The sequence below is a fragment of the Pseudomonas sp. Irchel s3f19 genome (genome assembly GCF_900187555.1).
Classification (GTDB): Bacteria; Pseudomonadota; Gammaproteobacteria; order Pseudomonadales; family Pseudomonadaceae; genus Aquipseudomonas; species Aquipseudomonas capeferrum.
In genome coordinates this window covers 788,581-811,749 of record NZ_FYDW01000001.1, presented here as the reverse complement: position 1 = coordinate 811,749, position 23,169 = coordinate 788,581, and the positions used below count along the sequence as shown (strand labels likewise).

Below are 23,169 nucleotides of genomic sequence, written 5' to 3'. Positions count from 1 at the left end.
TAAGCGGTGGGGCGAGGGTGCCTATCATTCACTGCGCGCAGGGCGGCCAAGGGCCAGCGCCTGTTCGAGCCAGCCGAGAATATCGGCGGTGACCTCGTCACGGTTGGTTTCGTTGAGCACTTCGTGCCGCGCTTGTGGGTAGACGCGCAGCTGTACATGCCGGTTGCCGGTCGCGCGCAGCGCGTCGGCCAGATGGGTGAGACGCTTGCCGGCACTGACCGGATCACATTCGCCGCCAATCACCAGCAATGGCAGGTTCGGATCGATCTGCGCGAGGGTACTTGCCTGGCTGATCTGCGCCAAGCCTTGCAGCAAGTCGAGCCACAGTTGGTTGCTGCAGCGAAAGCCACACAGGGGGTCATTCACGTACAGGTCCACTTCGCCAGGGTCGCGGCTAAGCCAGTCGAAGGCCGTGCGGTTAGGCTTGAAGGCCTTGTTGAACGCGCCGAACGACAGCCAGTCTATCAGCGCACTCTTGCCCAGCGGCCCCTGGCGCCACGCCTCCAGCCGGGCAATCAGCCGCGCCACCCGGTACAACGCAGCCGGCTGGAAGTTGGAGCCGCTGAGGATCGCCCCCTGCACGCTGGCGCTGTGGTGCAGCAGGTACGCCTGGGCGATGTAGCTGCCCATGCTGTGGCCAAACACGAACAACGGTGTACCGGGGTACTGCTGACCGATGTGCTGGGCGAGCAAGCCCAGGTCATTGACCACGGCATTCCAGCCATGATTGCGGGCGAACAGGCCCAGGCTGCCCAGCTCGGCGGTGCGGCCATGGCCGCGCTGGTCGGCGGCGAACAGCGCAAAGCCGGCCTCGCTCAACGCCTGGCCCAGGCGCCGGTAGCGCCCGGCGTGCTCCGCCATGCCATGGGCCAGCAACACCACGGCCTTCACCGGGGTTGTCGGCAGCCATTGGTGCACATAGAGGCTGCAATGCTCGCTGGCGGGTAGCCAGAAGGCGTCGTGGGGCATGGCCGGTCCTTTGCGCAGGGGTACGCGCACAGTGTATGCGCAACCGGCTGGATTGCAGGAAGGGCACAAATAAGATTCACAATGTTAATGGCGGAGCTTGGCGTATATGCCGCCTTCGGCTTACCTGCTAACGTCGGTTCAACGCCTGTTTGCCATTGGCGACCAGGTCAAAGGATTACATGACCCGCTACCGGTAGCAGGTCCAGGCAGAGGAACAATAATAAATGCAAGCCGACTTCTGGAATGACAAGCGCCCGGCGGGCGTGCCTTCCACCATCGATATCCATGCCTATATCTCTGTCGTCGAGGTGTTCGAACGCTCCTGCAAGCGCTTTGCCGACCGCCCGGCGTTCAGCAACCTCGGCGTCACCCTGACCTACGCGGCGCTGGAGCGCCAGTCGGCGGCCTTCGCAGCCTGGCTGCAGCACAATACCGACCTGGCCCCGGGCGATCGCATCGCCGTGCAGATGCCCAACGTGCTGCAGTACCCGATCGCCGTGTTCGGTGCGTTGCGCGCGGGCCTGATCGTGGTCAACACCAACCCGTTGTACACCGAGCGTGAAATGCGCCACCAGTTCAAGGACTCCGGCGCCCGTGCCCTGGTGTACCTGAACATGTTCGGCAAGCGCGTGCAGGAAGTGCTGCCCGATACCGGCATCGAATACCTCATCGAAGCAAAGATGGGCGACCTGTTGCCCACCGCCAAGGGCTGGCTGGTCAACACCGTGGTCGACAAAGTGAAGAAGATGGTGCCGGCCTATCAATTGCCCCAGGCGGTGTCGTTCCAGCAGGTGCTGCGTGAGGGCCGATCGCTGAGCCACAAACCGGTGCCGCTGAGCCTCGACGACATCGCCGTGTTGCAATATACCGGTGGTACCACTGGCCTGGCCAAGGGTGCCATGCTCACCCACGCCAACCTGGTAGCCAACATGCTCCAGGTGCTGGCGTGTTTCTCGCAGCACGGGCCAGACGGGCAGAAGATGATCAAGGAAGGCCAGGAGGTGATGATCGCGCCGCTGCCGCTGTACCACATCTACGCGTTTACCGCGAACTGCATGTGCATGATGGTCACAGGCAACCACAACGTGCTGATTACCAACCCACGCGACATCGCCGGTTTCGTCAAGGAGCTGGGCAAGTGGCGTTTTTCCGGCCTGCTGGGGCTCAATACCTTGTTCGTCGCGCTGATGGACCACCCAGGCTTCAGGCAACTGGACTTTTCCGCGCTGAAGGTCACCAACTCTGGCGGCACCGCGCTGGTCAAGGCCACCGCCGAGCGCTGGGAGAGCCTCACGGGCTGCCGTATCGTCGAAGGCTACGGCCTGACCGAGACGTCGCCGGTAGCCAGCACCAACCCCTATGGCCAGCTGGCGCGCCTGGGCACGGTAGGCATCCCGGTGGCAGGCACGGCGTTCAAGGTTATCGACGACGAGGGCAACGAGCTGCCGCTGGGCGAGCGGGGCGAGCTGTGCATCAAGGGCCCGCAGGTGATGAAGGGCTACTGGCAACAACCCGAGGCCACGGCGCAGACCCTGGACGCCCAGGGCTGGCTGAAGACCGGCGACATCGCGGTGATCGACCCCGATGGTTTCACCCGTATCGTCGACCGCAAGAAAGACATGATCATCGTCTCGGGCTTCAACGTGTACCCCAACGAGATCGAGGACGTGATCATGGCCCATCCGCAAGTCGCCAGTTGCGCCGCCATCGGCGTACCCGACGAGCGCTCCGGCGAGGCGGTGAAACTGTTCGTGGTGCCGCGTGATGGCGGGGTCAGCGTGGATGAGCTCAAGGCTTACTGCAAGGCCAACTTCACCGGTTACAAGGTGCCCAAGCACATTGTGCTGCGCGACTCGCTGCCGATGACACCGGTGGGCAAGATTCTGCGGCGCGAGCTGCGTGACATTGCCTGACAAGGCTGCAAATACGCCTCTAGAGCGGGCCTTTCGGCCCGTTTTGCGACATTTTGGATAATTACTCTAAAAATGACCTGTATTGTTCATTGAGTCATTTTTGTGACCGTAAGGCCTGTTTTGGCCTCTAGGCGACCCCTGGCAAAGCTGTTACTCTCGGGCCGCTTTCAGATGATCCGGTTTGCAATGAGCCGTCATCACATATCAATAATAAGCGCATCGACGCGTGAATCGAACTTCGCTGTTGCTGAAGGAGTGGGCTTCCATGATCGAACATTTTTGGAAGGATAAATACCCAGCCGGGATTACGGCGGAAATCAATCCTGACGAATTCCCCAATATCCAGGCGGTACTCAAGCAATCCTGCCAACGCTTTGCCGACAAACCGGCCTTTAGCAACCTGGGCAAGACTATCACCTATGGCGAACTGTATGCGCTGTCGGGGGCATTTGCCGCCTGGCTGCAGCAGCACACCGACCTGAAACCGGGTGATCGCATTGCCGTGCAACTGCCCAATGTCCTGCAATACCCGGTAGCGGTATTCGGTGCCATGCGTGCAGGGCTGATCGTGGTCAACACCAACCCGCTGTACACCGCGCGGGAGCTGGAGCACCAGTTCAACGACTCCGGCGCCAAGGCGCTGGTGTGCCTGGCCAACATGGCCCACCTGGCTGAAAAAGTGCTGCCCAAGACTCAGGTCAAGCATGTCATCGTCACCGAAGTGGCCGACCTGCTGCCGCCGCTCAAGCGCCTGCTGATCAACAGTGTCATCAAGTACGTGAAGAAGATGGTGCCGGCCTACAACTTGCCGCGTGCCGTGCGCTTCAACGACGCCCTGGCACTGGGCAAGGGCCAGCCGGTCACCGAAGCCAACCCGCAAGCCAGCGACGTCGCGGTGCTGCAATACACTGGCGGTACCACGGGCGTGGCCAAGGGCGCGATGCTGAGCCACCGCAACCTGGTGGCCAACATGCTGCAGTGCCGGGCGCTGATGGGCTCGAACCTGCATGAAGGTTGCGAGATCCTGATCACGCCGCTGCCGCTGTACCACATCTACGCCTTCACCTTCCATTGCATGGCGATGATGCTGATCGGCAACCACAACGTGCTCATCAGCAACCCGCGTGATTTGCCGGCGATGGTCAAAGAGCTGGGCAAGTGGAAATTCAGCGGCTTCGTCGGCCTCAACACCTTGTTCGTCGCCCTGTGCAACAACGAGGGGTTCCGCGCCCTGGACTTCTCGGCGCTGAAAATCACCTTGTCTGGCGGCATGGCCCTGCAACTGAGCGTGGCCGAGCGCTGGAAGGCCGTGACCGGGTGCGCCATCTGCGAAGGTTACGGCATGACCGAAACCAGCCCGGTGGCTGCGGTCAACCCGTCCGAGGCCAACCAGGTCGGTACCATCGGTATCCCGGTGCCCTCGACGCTGTGCAAGGTTATCGACGACAGTGGCAATGAACTGCCGCTGGGCGAGGTGGGTGAACTGTGCATCAAGGGCCCGCAAGTGATGAAGGGCTACTGGCAGCGCGAGGACGCCACCGCCGAGATCCTCGACAGCCAAGGCTGGCTCAAGACCGGTGACATCGCGTTGATTCAGCCGGACGGTTACATGCGCATCGTCGACCGCAAGAAGGACATGATCCTGGTCTCGGGTTTCAACGTGTACCCCAACGAGCTGGAAGACGTGCTCGCCGGCTTGCCCGGTGTGCTGCAGTGCGCGGCCATTGGTGTGCCGGACGAGAAGTCGGGTGAAGTGATCAAGATGTTCATCGTGGTCAAACCGGGCATGACCGTGACCAAGGAGCAGGTGATGGAGCACATGCGTGCCAACGTCACCGGTTACAAGGTGCCGCGCTACATCGAGTTCCGCGATACGTTGCCGACCACCAACGTGGGCAAGATCCTGCGCCGTGAATTGCGTGACGAAGAGCTGAAGAAGCAGGGCCTCAAAAAGATCGCCTAACCCACGCAGCGATCGATGTAGGAGCGGCCTTGCGTCGCGAAAGGGCCGCAAAGCGGCCCCGACAATCTATGCGGCGAAGCTGAAACTATGCGGCGAAGCTGAAATCTAGGGCCGCTACGCGCCCCTTTCGCGACGCAAGGCCGCTCCTACACCAGCACGCGCGTCGATCAGCGCAGTTTCTCAAGCATCTGGTAGTACCACATTCCCGCCGCCAACAGCGGATTCCCCAGCAGTTCCCCCATTGGCACCCGCACATGCTTGCACTGGGCAAAGGTATCGAACTTCTCCAGAGTCCCGGTCAGCGCTTCGGCCATGATCTCGCCCATGATGTGGCTGGTGGCAATGCCATGCCCGGAATAACCCTGGCAGTACCAGACATTGTCCGAGAGCTTGCCCAGTTGCGGGATGCGATTGACCACGATACCCATGGCGCAGCTCCACTGGAACTCGATCGGTACCCCTTTGAGCGCCGGGAAGGTGCGCTCGATGCACGGGCGCAGCTCTGCTTCGATATCGCGTGAATCGCGCCCGGAATAGTTGGCGCCGCCGCCAAATAGCAAACGCTTGTCGGCAGTCAGGCGGTAATAGTCGAGGACAAAGCGGCAGTCGTATACCGCCAGGTCCTGCGGGTTGATCTGCTCGGCCAGCTCGCCCAGCGGTGCGGTGGTGACGATGCCGCCCATGGCCGGAAAGATCTTGCCCTTGAGCTTGCGCTGTTCCAGCTTGTGATAGACATCGCCCGCCAGCATCACCTGGCGGGCTTCGATCCGCCCCTGGGCTGTCACTACTGCCGGGCGCGGGCCGTGGACGATGTCCAGCACCTCTGAGTTTTCAAAGATCAATGCCCCCAGGCTATGGGCGGCACGCGCCTCGCCCAGGCACAGGTTGAGCGGGTGCAGGTGCAGGTTGCGTCGGTTCTTCAATGCACCCAGGTACAGCGGGCTTTGCAGGTGCTGGGCCATGGCGTTGCGGTCGAGCATCTGCACCTGGTCGCCCATGCCGCGACGCTGGGCTTCGGCCTCGAACCCGCGCAGCTCGTTCAGGTGCGACGGTTTCATCGCCGCATGCAGGTGGCCGCGCTTGAGGTCGCAGTCGATACCGTAGCGGGCCACCCGTTGCTCGATGACCTGGTGCCCGCGCCAACGCAGGTGCCAGATGAAATCATCCACCTCGCTGCCCAGGCGGTTGCGCATCTGTGTACGCATGGCTTCGTCGCCCGACAAGCTGCCGGTCACCTGCCCGCCATTGCGCCCGCTGGCACCCCAGCCGATGCGGTTGGTTTCGACGATAGCCACTTTAAGGCCGCGCTCGGCCAACTCCACGGCAGTGGCCACGCCGGTGAACCCACCGCCGATGATCGCCACGTCTACCTGCTCGGTGCCCTTGAGGGTCGGGTACTGCGTATGGTCATTCAGGGTGGCGTTGTAATAGGACGGCGCACGTTGGGCCGGCCCCTGGTTCAGTGCTGCGTTCATGGGTGTTCCTTGTTATGAATGGGGCTCAGGCCTGGTGCAGGTACCAGCGCCAGTCCTGCTCGCTGACTTCGGCCATGAACTGGCGGTACTCGGCGCGCTTGACCTTCAGGTACACGCCGAGGAAGTCCGCGCCCAGTGCTTCGCGCGCCCAGTCCGAATGCTGCAGGGCATCCAGGGCGGTCAGCCAGTCGGTGGGCAGGTGCTCGGTGGCCTGGGCGTAGCCGTTGCCTTCAACGGGGGCGCCAGGGTCCAGCTGTTCGCGAATACCTCGGTGGCTGGCGGCGAGGATTGCCGCTGCCGCCAGGTACGGGTTGGCATCGGCGCCACAGATGCGGTGCTCCACGTGCCGGCTGTTGGCCGGGCCGCCTGGTACCCGCAGGCTGACCGTGCGGTTGTCGACCCCCCAGGTCGGCGCAAGTGGCGCGTAGCTGTTGGCCTGGAAGCGGCGGAACGAGTTGGCGTTGGGGCAGAACAACAACAGCGAATCGCGCAGGTGGCGCAGCATGCCGGCCACCGCTTGGCGCAACAGTGGCGTACCGGCCTTGTCTTCGCTGGCGAACAGGTTGTTGCCGGCGCTGTCGGCCAGGCTCAAGTGCATGTGCATGCCGGTGCCGGCCAGTTGCGCGAACGGTTTGGCCATGAAGCAGGCCTGCATGCCATGGGCATGGGCCACGCCTTTGACCAGGCGCTTGTAGCGTACGGCCTGGTCCATTGCCGCCAGGGCATCGCCGTGCTCAAGGGTGATTTCCACCTGGCCGGGTGCATACTCGGAGATCGCCGTGCGGGCCGGAATGCCCTGGGCCTTGCAAGCAGCGTAGAGGTCGGCGAGAAACGGCTCGATCTGCTCAAGCTCACGCAGGCCATACACCTGGGTGCTGCGTGGCCGGCCGCCGTCGTTGTCCAGGGCAGGCTGCGGTCGGCCCTGGGCATCACGCTTCTGGTCGAGCAGGTAGAACTCAAGCTCGCAGGCCATCACCGGGTGGTAGCCGTCAGCCTTGAGTGCATCGATGGTGCGCAGCAGCACATGGCGCGGGTCGGCAATGCTGGCCGGCAGGCCCTCGCTGGGGTGCATGCTGACCTGCACTGCGGCAGTCGGCACGCGCCGCCACGGCAGGCGTACCAGGCTGCCCTCCAGCGGGTAGGCGCGGCAGTCGATGTCGCCGACATCCCAGACCAGGCCTGAGTTTTCGACGTCATCGCCGTTGAGGGTCAGGCCCATGATGGTGCTGGGCAGCGGGCGACCGGTCTGGTACACCGCCAGCAGTTCCTCGCGGTGCAGCAGCTTGCCGCGGGGTACACCGTTGGCGTCGAGGATGAACAGTTCGATCAGCTCGATATCGGGGTTGTCGGCCAGGAACTGGCTGGCGTGTTCGGGGTTTGCAAAGTGCATGTCGGATTCGCTCATGGGCGCACATGACCGCCGCGGGCAACCGTGGGGTCAAACTGAAACGATCGGCCAGCAGCGGGCCGGGTTTGGTCAGTGATGCGTGAGCGAAGTATCCGGTGGGCGCGCGTGGCGACAGTGCCACAAGGCCCAGAACGCGAGGATGATGTGCACCAGCGGATTTTCACCGGCACGGGTCCGGGCCTTCGGGAGCGAAGGGCGGGACTGCGGGGGCACGGTGAACGGGGCAGGGATCATGCCTTTGATACTCACATGCGGCGTAAGGTTGATTAAAGCAGTGAATGGCAACCTTTACATCGGTGTCGGCTAAACATTTGCGGCGAGGTGCTGGGTGCAGGAGCCAGCAGAGAACGGGCAAATCTGCGACAATCGCGCCTCTTCAAATGCCGATCATGAAAAAGCAGGCCCACCTGCATCACTAAAAAGCCCCATGACAGATCAAGCCATCGACCAGCTCCTGAAAAACATCGACCACGCCATGATCGCCGACCGCCATCGTCTGCGTCGGCAACTGCATGAGCTGCGCAAGCGCCCCGACGAGGCCAAGCTCGCCCAGTGGGCGGAAAAGGTCCAGGCCTCCTGCGCCCAGGTCACCGCGCGCCAGCAAAGCGTGCCGACCGTGCGTTACGACGACAGCCTGCCCATTGCAGCCAAGCGTGACGAGATCAAAAAGGCGCTGGCCGAGCACCAGGTGCTGGTCATCGCCGGTGAGACCGGCTCGGGCAAGACCACCCAGTTGCCGAAGATCTGCCTTGAGCTGGGGCGTGGCAGCCATGGCCTGATTGCCCATACCCAGCCACGCCGGATTGCTGCGCGCAGCGTCGCCGCCCGTGTCGCCGAAGAACTCGGCACGCCGCTTGGTGGGCTGGTTGGTTACCAGGTGCGTTTCGAGGACCAGAGTGATTCCAACACCCTGGTCAAGCTGATGACCGACGGCATCCTGCTGGCTGAAACCCAGCACGACCGCTTTCTCGAACGCTACGACACGATCATCGTCGACGAAGCCCACGAACGCAGCCTCAACATCGACTTCCTGCTCGGCTACCTCAAGACCCTGTTGCACCGCCGCCCGGAACTGAAGCTGATCATCACCTCGGCGACCATCGACCTCGAGCGTTTCTCCAAGCACTTCGACGGTGCACCTATCATTGAAGTCTCCGGGCGCACCTTCCCGGTAGAAACCTGGTACCGCCCGCTGACCAGCGAGCAGGACGAGGAAGGCAACCAGATCGAGGATGACCTCACCGTCGACCAGGCCATCCTCGCCACCCTGGATGAACTGGCGCAACACGAGCGCAGCCAGGGCAAGGGGCCGGGTGATGTCTTGATCTTCTTGCCGGGTGAGCGGGAAATCCGCGACGCGGCCGAGATCCTGCGCAAGGCGCAACTGCGCCATACCGAGATTCTGCCGCTGTATGCACGCCTGTCGCCCGCCGAGCAGCAGCGCATTTTCCAGTCGCATACCGGGCGCCGGGTGATCCTGGCCACCAACGTTGCCGAGACCTCGCTGACGGTGCCGGGCATTCGCTACGTGATCGACACCGGCACCGCCCGCATCAGCCGCTACAGCTACCGGGCCAAGGTCCAGCGCCTGCCGATCGAGGCGGTATCCCAGGCCAGTGCCAACCAGCGTAAAGGCCGTTGCGGCCGGGTCGAGCCTGGCATCTGCGTGCGCCTGTACAGCGAAGAGGATTTCAACGGCCGGCCGGCGTTCACTGACCCGGAGATTCTGCGCACCAACCTGGCGGCGGTGATCCTGCAGATGCTGCACCTGCGCCTGGGTGCGATCGATGCGTTCCCGTTCATCGAGCCGCCGGATGGCAAGGCTATCAGCGATGGTTTCAACCTGTTGCAGGAGCTCTCGGCGGTCAACCGCGAAAACCAGTTGACCCCGCTCGGGCGGCAACTGGCGCGTTTGCCCATCGACCCACGGTTAGGCCGCATGCTGCTTGAAGGCGCCCGTCAGGGCAGCCTGCAGGAAGTGTTGATCGTCACCAGTGCGCTGTCGGTGCAAGATCCGCGCGAGCGGCCGCCGGAGCGCCAGCAGGCGGCCGACCAGGCGCATGCCCAGTGGAAGGACGTCGACTCCGACTTCGCCGCGCTGGTCAATTTGTGGCGGGGCTTCGAGGAGCAGCGCCAGGCGTTGACTGCCAGCCCGCTGCGCAACTGGTGCCGTAAGAATTTCCTCAATTACCTGCGGCTGCGCGAATGGCGTGACGCCCACCGCCAGTTGGCGCTGATCTGCCGGGACCTGCAATTGACGGTCAACAAGGAACCGTCCGATTACCAACGGATGCACAAGGCAATCCTCAGCGGCCTGCTCAGCCAGATCGGCCAGAAGACCGAGGAGGGCGATTACCAAGGTGCCCGCCAACGGCGCTTCTGGGTCCACCCGTCCTCGGGGTTGGGCCGCAAGCGTCCGCAGTGGGTGATGGCCGCCGAGCTGGTGGAAACCACCAAGCTGTATGCGCGCATGGTCGCCCGCATCGAGCCCGACTGGATCGAGCCGCTGGCGGCCCACCTGGTCAAGAAGAACCACTTCGAACCGCATTGGGAGAAGAAGCGCGGGCAGGTGGTGGCGTACGAGCAGATCACCTTGTACGGGCTGATTCTGGTTGGCCGCCGCCCGGTTCACTTCGGCCCGATCGACCCGGTGACATCGCGGGAGCTGTTCATTCGCGAGGGGCTGGTGGGCGGCGAAATCCAGTCGCGGGCCAAGTGCCTGTCGGCCAACAAGCGCCTGCTCGAACAGCTCGACGAACTTGAGGCCAAGGCCCGCCGGCGCGACATTCTGGCCGACGAAGAGACCCTCTACGCCTTCTACGAAGCGCGCCTGCCTGAGGACATCCACCAGACCGCGACCTTCGATGCCTGGTACCGCATGACCAGCCAGAAGGACGCCAACCTGCTGATCATGCGCGAGGAAGACGTGCTGGCCCGTGAGGCCAGCGAAGTCACCGCAGCGCAGTACCCGGACAGCCTGCAGGTGGGGGACTTGCGCCTGTCGTTGAGCTACCACTTCGAACCGGGCCACCCGCGCGACGGCGTGACGGTGCGGGTACCGGCACCGCTGTTGCCGAGCCTGCCGGGCGAGCGCCTGGAGTGGCTGGTGCCGGGCCTGCTCGAAGCCAAGTGCGTGGCGCTGGTGCGCAACCTGCCCAAGGCGCTGCGCAAGAATTTCGTGCCGGTGCCGGACTTCGTCAAAGCTTCGCTGGCCCGCATGACTTTCGGCCAGGGCGCGCTGCCCCAGGCGTTGGGCCAGGAGCTGCTGCGCATGACCGGTGCACGTGTTTCCGACGAGGCCTGGGCAGAATCTGTCAGCCTGGTCGAAGGCCACCTGCGGATGAACATCGAAGTGGTCGATGCCCAGGGCAAGTTCCTTGGCGAAGGCCGCGACCTGGCCGAGTTGACCGCGCGCTTCGCCGCTGCCAGCCAGGCCGCGCTGGCGGTGCCACGCAGCGAAAACGCCGAACGGCCGGTGCAGGCGAAGGCGTTCAGCGAAGTGGCGCAGACCACCCAACAGAAGATCGCCGGCCTGTCGATGACCGTGTACCCGGCGCTGGTGGAGGAAAACGGCACTGTTCGCGAAGGGCGTTTCTCGACCCAGGCCGAAGCCGAGTTCCAGCACCGCCGCGCCTTGCAGCGCCTGTTGTTGCAGCAGTTGGCAGAGCCTGCCAAGTTTTTGCGCGGCAAGCTGCCTGGGCTGACCGAACTGGGCTTGCTGTACCGCGAGCTGGGCCGTGTCGAGGCGCTGGTCGAAGACATTCTGCTGGCCAGCCTGGACAGCTGCATCCTTGAAGGCGAACAGCCGCTGCCCCGTGACGGCGCGGCCTTGGCCGGGTTGGCTGAGCGCAAGCGTGGCAGCTGGGCCGAGCATGCCGAGCGCCTGGCGCGCCTGACCCTGGAGGTGCTCAAGTTGTGGCATGGGCTGCAGAAGCGCTTCAAGGGCAAGATCGACCTGAGCCAGGCGGTGGCGCTGAACGACATCAAGCAACAATTGGCCAACCTGGTGTACCCGGGCTTCGTGCGCGAAACCCCGGGTGCCTGGTTCAAGGAGCTGCCGCGTTACCTCAAGGCCGTGGAGCTGCGCCTGGAGAAGCTGGGCTCGCAGGTGCAGAAGGATCGCGTCTGGAGCGGCGAGCTGGCCAACCTCTGGGCCCAGTACAAGACGCGCGCCGACAAGCACGCCCAGGAGGGCAAGCGCGATGAGCAACTGACGTTGTACCGCTGGTTGCTGGAAGAATACCGGGTGTCGTTGTTCGCGCAGCAGCTAGGGACGAAAGTGCCGATTTCTGACAAGCGATTGAGCAAACAGTGGAGCCAGGTGGAAGGCTAACTGCCTTGATTTGTGGCACACTTCAAGGCGTTTGGGGGCCGCATTGCGGCCCTTCGCGGGTAAACCCGCGCCCACAAGGGCGCGGCCCTCGCCTTTGAATTGGCACTAAAGTGCCATTATTCAGTCATGTTTCCAGCCAGCGCCTCGTGGCGATGGCCTTTGACCAGAGGAACGACCGTGCATAACGTCGTGATCAGCGGCACCGGCCTGTATACCCCGGCCCAGAGCATTTCCAACGAAGAACTGGTGGAGTCCTTCAATACCTGGTCGCAGCAGTTCAACCGCGACAACGCCGCCGCCATCGAGCGCGGTGAGACCGAGGCAGCGCCGCTGTCCGACGCTGCTTTCATCGAAAAGGCCTCGGGTATCAAGAGCCGCTTCGTGCTGGACAAGGCCGGCATTCTCGACCCGCAACGCATGAAACCGCGCCTGCCAGAACGCTCCAATGACGAGCCGTCGGTTCTGTGCGAAATGGCCGTGGCTGCAGCGCGCCAGGCACTGGAGCGTGCAGGCCGCACCGCTGCCGATGTCGATGGCGTGATTGTCGCCTGCTCCAACCTGCAGCGCCCGTATCCAGCCATTGCCATCGAAGTGCAAAAGGAACTGGGCATCGAGGGCTTCGCCTTCGACATGAACGTGGCCTGCTCGTCGGCCACCTTCGGCATCCAGACCGCCGCCAACAGTGTGCAACTGGGCCAGGCGCGTTCGGTGCTGATGGTCAACCCCGAGGTCTGCACCGGGCACCTGAACTTCCGCGACCGCGACAGCCACTTTATCTTCGGCGATGCCGCCACTGCGGTGCTGATCGAGCGGGCCGACCAGGCCACGTCCAGGCACCAGTTCGAGATCGTCAGCAGCAAGTTGTGGACGGGGTTCTCCAACAACATCCGCAACAACTTCGGCTTCCTCAACCGCGCGGCGGAGGAGGGTGAAGGGGCGGCAGACAAACTGTTCATCCAGGAAGGGCGCAAGGTGTTCCGTGAAGTGTGCCCGAAGGTCGCCGAGCTGATCGGTGAGCACCTGGAGGCGAACGACCTGCAGCCGAGCGACGTCAAGCGCTTCTGGCTGCACCAGGCCAACCTGAGCATGAACCACCTGATCGTCAAGAAGCTGCTGGGGCGTGAAGCCACCGAGGAAGAAGCACCGGTGATTCTGGACCGTTATGCCAACACCAGTTCGGCAGGGTCGGTGATTGCCTTCCACCTGTACCAGGATGACCTGGCCGAGGGGGCGGTGGGCGTGCTGAGCTCGTTTGGTGCGGGGTATTCGGTGGGGAGTGTGATTCTGCGCAAGCGCTAGGTTTTTTCAAGGACCTGTACCGGCCCCTTCGCGGTTTTATCCGCGAAGGGGCCGGCGCATTTCTGGCAGACGAAAAAAGGCAGGAAATGCCGGATGGGGTCGGCATTTCCCGCCTTGAGTGAAACAGAGAAGCGGTTGCTTAGAACTTGGCTTCCAGGTCGACCTGCAGCGTATCGACATCCGCATTGCTGTTCGGCAACTGCGACAGATCGGTCTTGGCCATCAGGTAAGCAGCACCCAGCGAGAAGTTCTTGTCGATTTCGTAACCGACCTTGAACTTGTGCCCGCGCGAACCGGTGAAGCCGTTGCCGAAGTCGGAGTCGGTGAACAGGCTGACCACAGCGTTGCGCTGAACATCACGGTAGTTGTAGTCCAGGCTCCAGGCGCCAACCTTGGTCTTCAGACCGGCCAGCCAGGCCTGGTCTTCACCGTCGGTGCTCTCGGTGTTTTTCACGTACTGGCCGTAGGCCGACAGCGGGATGGCGAAGCCGGTGAAGTCCAGCTGGCCGAAGCCTTCCACCAGGTTGAACTCGTTGGTGGTGTTGCCGAACGACTGCAGAATGGCCGCTTCCTTGTCGTTGTCGTAGCCATAGATGCTCGCACCCACGGTGACCTTCAGCACGTCGGCGGGGGCGAACTTGGCACCCAGCTGGCCGTGGTAGACCTGCGCGTCATGCTTGTACTGCACACCGTCGCCGTCGACGTTGTCCTTGAGGGTGTACTGGCCCGCACTGGCGAACACTTCGGCGCCGCCCAGGTCGGCCTTGTAAGTCGCTGCTACGCCTTCGGGGTTGATATCGCTGTCCCAGATGATATCGCCCATGCTCACCCATGGCTGGGGCATCTTGCCGCCGATCAGGTGCAGGTTCGGCACCGCCGTCGGGTGCCAGTCGAGGTAGGCCAGGTCGACCCACAGCGACTTCTTGTCGAAGTAGTTGTCAAGGCTCTGGTTGGTGGAGCGACGGTCGGCGCTGCTGCCGGTGGCGATGCGTACGCCGGCATCGACTTGCGGGTTGATCTCGCTGTAGAAGCCGACACGGGCACGAACGCGCTGGCGGTCCTGGTTGCCGCTGCTGCTGTTCGGCTCGTCGACGTTGACGTCTTCGTAGCGCAGGCGCACATCACCCTTGATCTGGGTCTTGGCGGCCCATGCCACTTTCTGTTCAAAGGAACTCATACGTTCGGACTGAGCTTTCTGGTCGGCCTTTTCCTTGGTCTCTTTTGCCAGATCGCCTTGCAGTTCGTTGTACTGCGCCTGGTTGATCGAGCCATTGGCGCGGAGCATTTCGAGCAACTTGGCGTCGACAGCAGCACTGGCCGGAGTACTCAGAGCCAGCATCATGCCGGTGAGGCTCACTCCGGTAAGTGTGGAAACAAGACGCATAAGGTTCTCCCTACTGAAAAAAATGGGGGAGGCTCAGCGCCCGCCCCTGTGTTGGCATGTCTTCGGAAAGGGCCTGAATAGACAGGTTCTGGGGTTCCGGAAAACAGGCGCAAGTATTGCGAGGGGGGATTACAGATTAATGTCGAATTAGTGGCACTGTTGTTAAGCCATCGGGCATGAATGAGTTGGCCGGGCGATCGTCATTTGAGTGATGGGCCCTTCTTCCGGGATACTGAGTGCCTCAAGAAAGCGAGTCGAAACCGTGACCAGCCTGTACAGCCTTGCTCATCTGCGTGATCTTCCGGCGGCCACCTGGGATGCCCTGGTGCCCGCTGGCCAGCCGTTTCTGCGCCACGCCTTCCTCACTGCGCTGGAGGACAGCGCCAGCGTTGCACCGTCGACCGGCTGGGCGGCCGAGCACTTGGTGCTGGAACGGGAAGGGCAGGTGCGCGCGGTCATGCCGGCCTACCGCAAGTGGCATTCGTTTGGCGAGTATGTGTTCGACCACGGCTGGGCCGATGCCTGTGAGCGGGCAGGCATCGCCTATTACCCCAAGTTGCTCGGCGCGGTACCGTTCAGCCCGGTCAGCGGCCCGCGCCTGCTGGCTGCCGACCCCGCCGACGGCCTGCTGGTGTTGCAAGCGCTACCCGAATACCTGGGCAAGGGCGGGCTTTCTGGTGCGCACATCAACTTCACCGACCCGGCCCTGGACCAACAGATGGCCAGCTTGCCAGGCTGGATGGAGCGCCTTGGTTGCCAGTTTCACTGGCGTAACCGCGGTTATCGAGACTTCCAGGATTTCCTCGACACACTCAGCTCGCGCAAGCGCAAGCAGATGCGCAAGGAGCGCGAACAGGTGGCCGGGCAGGGCATCGACTTCCAGTGGTACCGGGGGGAGCAACTGACGGAGGCGCAGTGGGATTTTGTCTACCTGTGCTACGCCAACACGTATGCGGTACGCAGGCGCGCCCCGTACCTGACCCGTGAATTCTTCAGCCTGCTGGCCGAGCGCATGCCCGAGGCACTGCGGGTGGTGATGGCGAGGCAGGGTGGGCGTGACGTGGCCATGGCCCTGAGCCTGGTGGGCGACGACAGCCTATATGGCCGTTACTGGGGGTGCCTGGATGAATTCGACCGGCTGCACTTCGAGACCTGCTTCTACCAGGGCATGGACTTTGCCATTGCTGAAGGCTTGCAGCGCTTTGATGCGGGGGCCCAGGGCGAGCACAAGCTGATCCGTGGGTTCGAGCCGGTGCTGACGCGGTCGTGGCATTACCTGTTGCACCCGGGGTTGCGGCGGGCGGTCGAGGGGTTCTTGTTGCAGGAGCGCGAAGGGGTGCAGGGGTATGCCGAGGAGGCGCGGGGGATGTTGCCCTACCGCAGGGATTGAAACCTGCCTCGGCTGCACCGGCCGGGCTCAATCCACCCCGACGAACCCCCCGGTCTGGTGATGCCACAACCGCGCATACAACCCTTGTTGCGCCAGCAGTTCACTGTGGCTGCCGCTTTCAACGATATGCCCCTTGTCCAGCACTACCAGGCGGTCCATCCGGGCAATGGTTGAAAGCCGGTGCGCGATAGCGATTACCGTCTTGCCTTGCATCAGGGTCTCCAGGCTTTCCTGGATCGCTGCCTCGACCTCCGAGTCCAGCGCCGAGGTGGCCTCGTCCATGATCAGGATCGGTGCATTCTTCAGCAGCACCCGCGCAATGGCGATACGTTGGCGCTGGCCGCCAGACAGCTTGACCCCACGCTCGCCCACATGGGCATCGAAGCCGGTACGCCCCTGGGCGTCGGACAGCTGTGGTATGAACTCGTCGGCGCGGGCGCGGCGCACCGCTTCGTGCAGTGCCGCTTCGCTGGCCTCGGGGCGGCCGTACAGCAAGTTGTCACGGATCGAGCGGTGCAACAGCGAGGTGTCCTGGGTGATCATGCCGATTTGTGCGCGCAGGCTGGCCTGGCTCACTTCGGCGATGTCCTGGCCATCGATCAGGATGCGCCCGCCCTGCACGTCGTACAGGCGTAGCAGCAGGTTGACCAGGGTCGATTTGCCCGCGCCTGACGGGCCGATCAGGCCAATCTTCTCGCCCGGGCGAATGTCCAGGTTGAGCCCCTCGATCACGTTGCTGGCCTTGCCGTAGTGGAAGTCCACGTCGTCGAAGTGCACCGCGCCACGGCTTACCTTCAGTGCAGGCGCATTGGGCTTGTCGGTGACGGTGACCGGCTGGGCGATGGTCTGCAGGCCGTCCTGGACCATGCCGATGTTCTCGAAGATGCCGTTGACCACCCACATGATCCAGCCCGACATGTTGACGATGCGGATCACCAGGCCGGTGGTCAGGGCGATTGCGCCCACGGTGATCAGCGACTGGCTCCACAGCCACAGCGCCAGGCCCGTGGTGCCGACCACCAGCAAGCCGTTGAGGGTGGTGATGACCACGTCCATGCTGGTGATGACGCGGGAGGCCAGCTGGGTTTTCTCGGTCTGTTCGCGGATCGCCTCGCGGGCGTACTGCTGCTCGTAGTCGGTGTGGGCGAACAGCTTCAGGGTGGCGATGTTGGTGTAGCCGTCGACGATGCGCCCCATCAGCTTGGAGCGTGCGTCGGACGAAATCACCGAGCGCGCCTTGACCCGGGGCACGAAGTAGAACAGCGCGCCGATGTAGCAGGCGATCCACGCCAGCAGCGGCAGCATCAGGCGCCAGTCGGCCTCGGCGAACAGCACCAGTGCACTGACGGCGTAGATCAGGACGTGCCACAGCGCATCCACCGCCTGTACCGCCGAATCACGCAGCGAGTTGCCGGTCTGCATGATGCGCTGGGCAATGCGCCCGGCGAAATCGCTCTGGAAGAAATTCAGGCTCTGTTTGAGCACATAGGTGTGGTTTTGCCAGCGAATCATGCTGGTCATGCCCGGGTTGATGGTCTGGTGCACCAGCAGGTCGTGCAGGCCGAAGAACAGCGGGCGTAACAGTAGCACCACCACCAGCATCCAGATCAGCTCACCGCTGTGCTCGCTGAAGAAGTTGGCATTGGGCGTGCCCTGGGCCAGGTCGATGATGCGGCTCAGGTAGCTGAACATCGCCACTTCGATCAGCGAGGCAATCAGCCCTACCACCAGCAGGGCGACAAAGCTGGGCCAGACCTGGCGCAGGTAATACAGGTAGAACGGCCACACCGTGCTCGGCGGCGCTTCGCTCGGTGCCTCACGGAAAATATCGATCAGTCTTTCGAAACGGCGGTACAGCATGGGTGACAACACTCCTGTTCGTCCGACCCTCAGGCGGTTTCACATCCCTGTGAAGCCTGCGGTCAGTCGATGCGTTTGGCGGACTTGATGTAGACCGGATCGGCCGGCACGTCGCGCATACCGTTCTTGACAGTGGTCGGTGAGTTGACGATCTGGTCGACCACTTCCATGCCTTTGGTCACCTTGCCGAACACCGCATAGCCGCGGTCACGGCCCGGGTTGAGGAAGTCGTTATCGGCCACGTTGATGAAGAACTGGCTGGTGGCCGAGTTCGGGTCCGAAGTGCGGGCCATGGACAGGGTGCCGCGGGTGTTCAGCAGGCCGTTGCTGGCCTCGTTACGGATTGGGGCCTGGGTGTCTTTCTGCGCCATCCGATCGGTAAAACCGCCGCCCTGAACCATGAAGCCCGGGATCACGCGGTGGAAGATGGTGTTGTTGTAGAAACCGCTGTCGACGTACTGGAGGAAGTTCTTGGTACTGATCGGCGCCTTTTCGGCATTCAACTCGATTTCGACCTGACCGAAGCTGGTGTCCAGCAATACGTGAGGGGTCTTGTCGGACGCCATGACGCTGGTGGCGAAGGCAACCGAGCAGGCGGTGAGCAGGAGTTTTTTCAGCATGGGCTCAAAGATCCTTGAGAGGTGGAAGCGGCTGCAAGGAACTGCAGCAGGGTCTGGTTGAAGACCTCGGGTTGATCGAGGGGCGTAGCGTGCCGGGAATCGTCGATGACTACCAGCCTGGCCTGGGGCATCAGGGCGACGTAGCGCTCTTTGAGTTGTATCGGCGTGTAATCGTGGTCGGCGGCGATCACCAGCGTGGGACAGCGGATTTGCCCGATGCGTTCCTGTACGCCCCAGTCGACGATGGCGTCGAAGCTCTTGAGGTAGGCGCGCTTGTCATTGCGTGCCCAGCGCTGGGCCATCTTCTGGCGCAGGTCGGCTTGCCCGGGCTTGGGGAATAGCCGTTCGGCCAGCCCTTTGCCAACGGTCTCGACACTGAGCAGGCGTGCCAGGCCCCAACGCTTGGCCCACCAGGCCCAGTCACTGCGGGTGCGGCGCTTGACCTCGGGGGCGCTGTTGACAATGCACAGGCTGCGCAGCCACTGCGGGTGGTCGACGGCGAACTGGAAACCGACCATGCCGCCCATCGACAGGCCGACGAAGTGCACCGGGCCGGTCTGCAAGTGTTCGAGCAAAGCCAGCAGGTCTTCGCTGAAGGTGGCGATCTGGTAGCCGTCGCGGGGCTTGTCGGAGCGGCCGTGGCCGCGGATGTCCATGGCAATCACCCGGTAGTGATGGCTCAGCAGGGGTATCTGCAGCTCCCAGTCCTGGCAGCTGGAGCCCAGGCCATGCAGCAGCACCAAGGGTTCGCCCTGGCCATATTCCTCGTAATGCAGCAAGCATCCTTCGTGTTCGAAATAGGCCATGGGCGCGGTCCTCTCAGGCTTGCGGGGGGGCTGCGAAGGGCACGTCCAGGGGCGCGGTGTCGAAGTTGCGCAGCAGGTCGATGAGAATCTGCGTGGCCGGGCCCAGGGTCTTCTCTTTGCTCGAATAAAGGTAGAACAGTGGGTGGCGGCTGCCACCCTGGTCCAACGGCAGCGCCTTGAGCACCCCCTCGCGCAGCTCCCGTTCGATCATGTGCCGGGGCAACCAGGCAAAGCCCAGGCCGCTGCTGACGAAGGTGGTGGCGGTGCCCAGGCTGCCGACGGTCCAGCGCTGCTCGGCACCCAGCCAACCGACATCGAGCGGTTGCGCGCGGCCGGAGTCGCGGATCACCACCTGCAGCTGGCTTTCCAGGTCCTGGAAGGTGATGTCCCGGCCGAGGCGGTGCAGGCTGTGTTCGGGGTGGGCAACGGCGATGAACTCCACCGCGCTCAGTTCGGCACCCAGGTAGCCGCCGATGCTGTAGCTGCTGATGGCAAGGTCGGCGATGCCTTCACGCAGCACTTCTTCGACGCCCGACAGCACCTCTTCGCGCAGACGCACCCGGCAGCCACGGCTCTGCGGCATGAATGCACTCAAGGCACGTACCAGCCGGGCGCTGGGGTAGGCGGCATCGACCACCACGCGCACTTCGGCTTCCCAGCCTTGCTCCATGTGATGGGCAAGGTCTTCGAGCTGGCTGGCCTGCTTGACCAGGTGGCGCGAACGGCGCAGCAGCACGTTGCCGGCTTCGGTGAGCACGGCCTTGCGCCCGTCGATGCGCAGCAGCGGTACACCGAGCTGCTCTTGCATGCGTGCCACGGTGTAGCTGACCGATGACTGCGAACGGTGCAGTGCCTCGGCGGCCTGGGCAAACCCCCCGTGATCGACCACTGCTTGCAGGGTTCGCCACTGATCAAGGGTTACGCGCGGCGCTTTCATGTTTCGCTCCTGTTGTCCTAAGCTGCGCTCTTCCAAGGAGAGCGCCCCATGAAGAAATGTTGTGCGGCAATACTGATGTGCCTGCCCCTCGGGGCCATGGCTTACCCCATCGATGTGGAGAAGCAGCTGGACGGGGTCAAACTCGACTACACCGCCTACGACACTGCCTACGATATTGGTGCCATCACCCTCAACAACTACGGGCAGGTACCGGCAGCCTGCAAGGTAACGTTCCGCAACGGCCCGGAAGCGCCGCGGGTGCGCCGGGTGAACGTACCGGCAGGTAAAAGCGTCGATGTAACCGCCAAGTTCAATCGCCAGATCATCAAGCTGCGGATCGGCGTGAACTGCGCGGCCGAATAAAACTGATTAATCGATTGATTGAACCCACTTTTTACGCTTTTTTATCGATAGGTCAAGCCTTAATCTCACCTCCATCGAATCGCACCCTATTTGCCGATGGAGGCACCCCATGTCCCGCGTACTGATCATCGAAAGCAGCGCCCGCCAGCAGGATTCCGTTTCCCGTCAGCTGACCCGCGACTTCATCCAGCAATGGCAGGCGGCCCACCCGGCCGACGAGATCAACGTACGTGACCTGGCCGTGAGCCCGGTGCCCCACCTGGATGCCAACCTGCTCGGTGGCTGGATGAAGCCCGAGGCGCAGCGCAGCGCCGCCGAACTGGACGCGCTGGCCCGCTCCAACGAATTGACCGATGAGCTGTTGGCGGCCGACGTGCTGGTGATGGCCGCGCCGATGTACAACTTCACCATCCCCAGCACCCTCAAGGCCTGGCTGGACCATGTACTGCGCGCCGGCATCACCTTCAAGTACACCCCGACCGGCCCGCAAGGCCTGCTGACCGGCAAGCGCGCCATCGTCCTGACTGCCCGCGGCGGTATTCATGCCGGCGCCACCAGCGACCATCAGGAACCGTACCTGCGCCAGGTGATGGCATTCATCGGCATTCACGATGTGAACTTCATCCATGCCGAGGGCCTGAACATGAGCGGCGACTTCTTCGAGAAGGGCCTCAACCAGGCCAAGGCCAAACTGGCTGCGGTGGCCTGAGCGTCAACGAATTCCCAACCCTGACACCTTGTTTGCTCCTTTGGGTGTACCTGCCCGGCCAATGGCCGGGCTTTTTTTTGGGGGGAGGTTGTGGATGCCTGGAGATTGGATTCGGGGCCACCAGGTGCCTGGCTTGGCATTTTCAGCGCCTATCAGATCGAGCGCCGCCCGCGCGGCGCATCGCGACGCAAGGCCGCTCCTACATTTGTTTCGGGCCAGTGAGACCTGTGGCATTTGCGCGCGACCGCTTTGTTAGTACGACGCGATATTTAGGCGGGCACCAAGGGGCCGCGCGCCAATACCTCAGGCATAATTGGCCCGAAACAAATGTAGGAGCGGCCTTGCGTCGCGATGCGCCGCGCGGGCGGCGCTCGATTTCCGCCCCACCTCCAAATCCAAGACAGGCAGCTAGCCGCCATCACCCTATCTCCCGACAAGCGCATAGCAGCCCCACTTCCCCAACATTCTGTGAAGAACCTATTTTACCGTGGCCAAGGCGGTCTGCTTTTAGGACCGGAACGGTCGCGCGCGCTGCCATCCCTACATTCCTCATGGTTGAACACAGCGGCCGCAACCCGCTAAGGTCGCCGCCTTGATCCACGAGAGGCAACCATGGGCTACCTGATTATCGTCGCGCTGATCCAGGCGTTTTCCTTCAGCTTGATCGGCGAGTATCTGGCCGGGCACGTCGACAGCTACTTTGCCGTGCTCGCGCGGGTGCTGCTGGCGGGCCTGGTGTTTCTGCCGCTGACCCGCTGGCGCCAGGTCGAGCCGCGCTTCATGCGCTCGATGCTGCTGATCGGCGCGCTGCAGTACGGCATCACCTATGTGTGCCTGTACCTGAGCTTTCGCGTGCTCACCGTGCCGGAAGTGCTGTTGTTCACCATCCTCACGCCGTTGCACGTCACCTTGATCGAGGACGCCTTGAACCGGCGTTTCAACCCGTGGGCGTTGCTCGCGGCGCTGGTGGCGGTGGCCGGGGCCGCGGTGATCCGCTTCGACAGCATCAGCGGCGAGTTCTTCATCGGCTTCCTGCTGCTGCAGCTGGCCAACTTCACCTATGCCGCCGGCCAGGTGCTGTACCGCCATCTGGTCGCCCGAAACCCCAGCAACCTGCCGCACTACACGCGCTTCGGCTACTTCTACCTGGGGGCCTTGATCGTGGTGTTGCCGGCGTTTGTGCTGTTCGGTAATGCCCAGCACTTGCCGAGCACCGATGTGCAATGGCTGGTGCTGTTGTTCCTCGGGCTGTGCCCTACTGCATTGGGCCTGTACTGGTGGAACAAGGGCGCGTGCCTGGTCTCCGGGGCGACACTGGCGGTGATGAACAACCTGCATGTGCCGGTGGGGCTGTTGCTCAACCTGTTGATCTGGAACCAGCACGAGCCGCTCGGGCGGCTGTTCATCGGCGGTGCAGTGATTCTGGCATCGGTGTGGCTGAGCCGGTTGGGCAGCCGTGCTCAGGTACCGCTTGGCAACAAGGCGTGAATGAACCCGCATGGCTACATCGGTATCCCCTTGTGCGTCGGCGGCCTGGGCGGTTTCTGGTTTGGGCCTGGCGGAGCCGGTGCTGCATTTTCTCGACATGCTGGCGCTGGCGACCACCCCGTGCGCGCTGATTTCACTGGGGGCGTTCCTGGCCGAGAAACGGGGCATGGGGCAAGCCAGCCCGTGGCCGTTGGTAGGCTGAAACTCGAGTAGGCGCTTGCTTGCCTGCGATGGGCCGCAAAGCGGCCCCGT

At 63.1% G+C, this 23,169-nt stretch carries 16 protein-coding genes and 1 pseudogene; 9 read left to right on the top strand and 8 right to left on the bottom strand.

Features of this window, described 5'->3' with window-relative positions:
- Positions 1 to 24 precede the first annotated feature (24 nt).
- Entirely contained in the window at positions 25 to 969 is a 945-nt protein-coding gene (locus CKW22_RS03675) for an alpha/beta hydrolase (RefSeq protein ID WP_033699684.1), read from the bottom strand.
- Positions 970 to 1,193: 224 nt separating this feature from the next.
- On the opposite strand from CKW22_RS03675, the gene fadD2 reads away from it, so the two are divergent.
- Positions 1,194 to 2,882: a long-chain-fatty-acid--CoA ligase FadD2 gene (gene fadD2, locus CKW22_RS03670; protein ID WP_095063762.1), complete on the top strand. Its 1,689-nt coding sequence runs from the start codon at positions 1,194 to 1,196 to the stop codon at positions 2,880 to 2,882.
- 265 nt (positions 2,883 to 3,147) lie between these two features.
- The gene (gene fadD1 / locus CKW22_RS03665; RefSeq protein WP_033699681.1) at positions 3,148 to 4,845 is read left to right on the top strand and encodes a long-chain-fatty-acid--CoA ligase FadD1; all 1,698 of its coding nucleotides are present in this window, start codon (positions 3,148 to 3,150) and stop codon (positions 4,843 to 4,845) included.
- Between the two features lie 167 nt (positions 4,846 to 5,012).
- On the opposite strand, the gene CKW22_RS03660 is transcribed toward fadD1, so the two are convergent.
- The gene (locus CKW22_RS03660; protein WP_033699680.1) at positions 5,013 to 6,320 is read right to left on the bottom strand and encodes an FAD-binding oxidoreductase; all 1,308 of its coding nucleotides are present in this window, start codon (positions 6,318 to 6,320) and stop codon (positions 5,013 to 5,015) included.
- 25 nt (positions 6,321 to 6,345) lie between these two features.
- Positions 6,346 to 7,710 carry a glutamine synthetase family protein gene (locus tag CKW22_RS03655; RefSeq protein WP_033700192.1) on the bottom strand — a complete coding sequence of 455 codons (1,365 nt, stop codon included), beginning with the start codon at positions 7,708 to 7,710 and terminating at the stop codon, positions 6,346 to 6,348.
- A gap of 445 nt (positions 7,711 to 8,155) precedes the next feature.
- Here CKW22_RS03655 and hrpA point away from each other — a divergent pair, with 445 nt between their 5' ends.
- Positions 8,156 to 12,061 (top strand): ATP-dependent RNA helicase HrpA, encoded by a 3,906-nt coding sequence (gene hrpA / locus CKW22_RS03645; RefSeq protein ID WP_033699679.1) that lies wholly within the window; start codon positions 8,156 to 8,158, stop codon positions 12,059 to 12,061.
- 177 nt (positions 12,062 to 12,238) lie between these two features.
- Positions 12,239 to 13,360 (top strand): beta-ketoacyl-ACP synthase III, encoded by a 1,122-nt coding sequence (locus CKW22_RS03640; RefSeq protein ID WP_095063761.1) that lies wholly within the window; start codon positions 12,239 to 12,241, stop codon positions 13,358 to 13,360.
- 139 nt (positions 13,361 to 13,499) lie between these two features.
- Here the strand turns inward: CKW22_RS03640 and CKW22_RS03635 are convergent, their stop codons facing one another.
- Entirely contained in the window at positions 13,500 to 14,744 is a 1,245-nt protein-coding gene (locus CKW22_RS03635; protein ID WP_047583807.1) for a putative porin, read from the bottom strand.
- 262 nt (positions 14,745 to 15,006) lie between these two features.
- Between CKW22_RS03635 and CKW22_RS03630 the strand changes: the two genes are divergently transcribed.
- Positions 15,007 to 16,134, top strand: coding sequence for a GNAT family N-acetyltransferase (locus tag CKW22_RS03630; protein ID WP_033699673.1), 1,128 nt, complete (start codon positions 15,007 to 15,009; stop codon positions 16,132 to 16,134).
- Between the two features lie 27 nt (positions 16,135 to 16,161).
- Here the strand turns inward: CKW22_RS03630 and CKW22_RS03625 are convergent, their stop codons facing one another.
- The 4 genes from CKW22_RS03625 to CKW22_RS03610 form a co-directional block, all read right to left on the bottom strand.
- On the bottom strand, positions 16,162 to 17,994 hold the full coding sequence (locus CKW22_RS03625) for an ABC transporter ATP-binding protein (RefSeq protein WP_033699671.1): 1,833 nt from the start codon (positions 17,992 to 17,994) through the stop codon (positions 16,162 to 16,164).
- A gap of 62 nt (positions 17,995 to 18,056) precedes the next feature.
- Complete coding sequence (locus CKW22_RS03620; RefSeq protein WP_033699669.1) at positions 18,057 to 18,614, bottom strand: peptidylprolyl isomerase; 558 nt, start codon at positions 18,612 to 18,614, stop codon at positions 18,057 to 18,059.
- On the bottom strand, positions 18,608 to 19,420 hold the full coding sequence (locus tag CKW22_RS03615) for an alpha/beta fold hydrolase (protein ID WP_047583808.1): 813 nt from the start codon (positions 19,418 to 19,420) through the stop codon (positions 18,608 to 18,610). The genes CKW22_RS03620 and CKW22_RS03615 overlap by 7 nt, the downstream gene beginning before the upstream one ends.
- A gap of 13 nt (positions 19,421 to 19,433) precedes the next feature.
- Positions 19,434 to 20,357, bottom strand: a complete 924-nt coding sequence (locus CKW22_RS03610; protein ID WP_033699665.1) for a LysR family transcriptional regulator — start codon at positions 20,355 to 20,357, stop codon at positions 19,434 to 19,436.
- 48 nt (positions 20,358 to 20,405) lie between these two features.
- Here CKW22_RS03610 and CKW22_RS03605 point away from each other — a divergent pair, with 48 nt between their 5' ends.
- The 4 genes and pseudogenes from CKW22_RS03605 to CKW22_RS03590 form a co-directional block, all read left to right on the top strand.
- Positions 20,406 to 20,720: a hypothetical protein gene (locus CKW22_RS03605; RefSeq protein ID WP_033699663.1), complete on the top strand. Its 315-nt coding sequence runs from the start codon at positions 20,406 to 20,408 to the stop codon at positions 20,718 to 20,720.
- A gap of 109 nt (positions 20,721 to 20,829) precedes the next feature.
- Positions 20,830 to 21,429, top strand: coding sequence for an FMN-dependent NADH-azoreductase (locus tag CKW22_RS03600; RefSeq protein WP_033699661.1), 600 nt, complete (start codon positions 20,830 to 20,832; stop codon positions 21,427 to 21,429).
- 612 nt (positions 21,430 to 22,041) lie between these two features.
- Positions 22,042 to 22,917 (top strand): carboxylate/amino acid/amine transporter, encoded by an 876-nt coding sequence (locus tag CKW22_RS03595; protein ID WP_033699658.1) that lies wholly within the window; start codon positions 22,042 to 22,044, stop codon positions 22,915 to 22,917.
- Between the two features lie 22 nt (positions 22,918 to 22,939).
- Positions 22,940 to 23,116, top strand: a pseudogene (locus CKW22_RS03590) (AEC family transporter); the annotation flags it as partial.
- Positions 23,117 to 23,169 lie beyond the last annotated feature (53 nt).

Coding starts and splice junctions, on each gene's coding strand:
- CKW22_RS03595 (WP_033699658.1), top strand. CDS start 22,042: ATGGGCTACCTGATTATCGTCGCGCTGATCCAGGCGTTTTCCTTCAGC.
- CKW22_RS03655 (WP_033700192.1), bottom strand. CDS start 7,710: ATGCACTTTGCAAACCCCGAACACGCCAGCCAGTTCCTGGCCGACAAC.
- CKW22_RS03615 (WP_047583808.1), bottom strand. CDS start 19,420: ATGGCCTATTTCGAACACGAAGGATGCTTGCTGCATTACGAGGAATAT.
- CKW22_RS03675 (WP_033699684.1), bottom strand. CDS start 969: ATGCCCCACGACGCCTTCTGGCTACCCGCCAGCGAGCATTGCAGCCTC.
- CKW22_RS03635 (WP_047583807.1), bottom strand. CDS start 14,744: ATGCGTCTTGTTTCCACACTTACCGGAGTGAGCCTCACCGGCATGATG.
- CKW22_RS03620 (WP_033699669.1), bottom strand. CDS start 18,614: ATGCTGAAAAAACTCCTGCTCACCGCCTGCTCGGTTGCCTTCGCCACC.
- CKW22_RS03625 (WP_033699671.1), bottom strand. CDS start 17,994: ATGCTGTACCGCCGTTTCGAAAGACTGATCGATATTTTCCGTGAGGCA.
- fadD2 (WP_095063762.1), top strand. CDS start 1,194: ATGCAAGCCGACTTCTGGAATGACAAGCGCCCGGCGGGCGTGCCTTCC.
- CKW22_RS03660 (WP_033699680.1), bottom strand. CDS start 6,320: ATGAACGCAGCACTGAACCAGGGGCCGGCCCAACGTGCGCCGTCCTAT.
- CKW22_RS03610 (WP_033699665.1), bottom strand. CDS start 20,357: ATGAAAGCGCCGCGCGTAACCCTTGATCAGTGGCGAACCCTGCAAGCA.
- CKW22_RS03600 (WP_033699661.1), top strand. CDS start 20,830: ATGTCCCGCGTACTGATCATCGAAAGCAGCGCCCGCCAGCAGGATTCC.
- hrpA (WP_033699679.1), top strand. CDS start 8,156: ATGACAGATCAAGCCATCGACCAGCTCCTGAAAAACATCGACCACGCC.
- CKW22_RS03605 (WP_033699663.1), top strand. CDS start 20,406: ATGAAGAAATGTTGTGCGGCAATACTGATGTGCCTGCCCCTCGGGGCC.
- fadD1 (WP_033699681.1), top strand. CDS start 3,148: ATGATCGAACATTTTTGGAAGGATAAATACCCAGCCGGGATTACGGCG.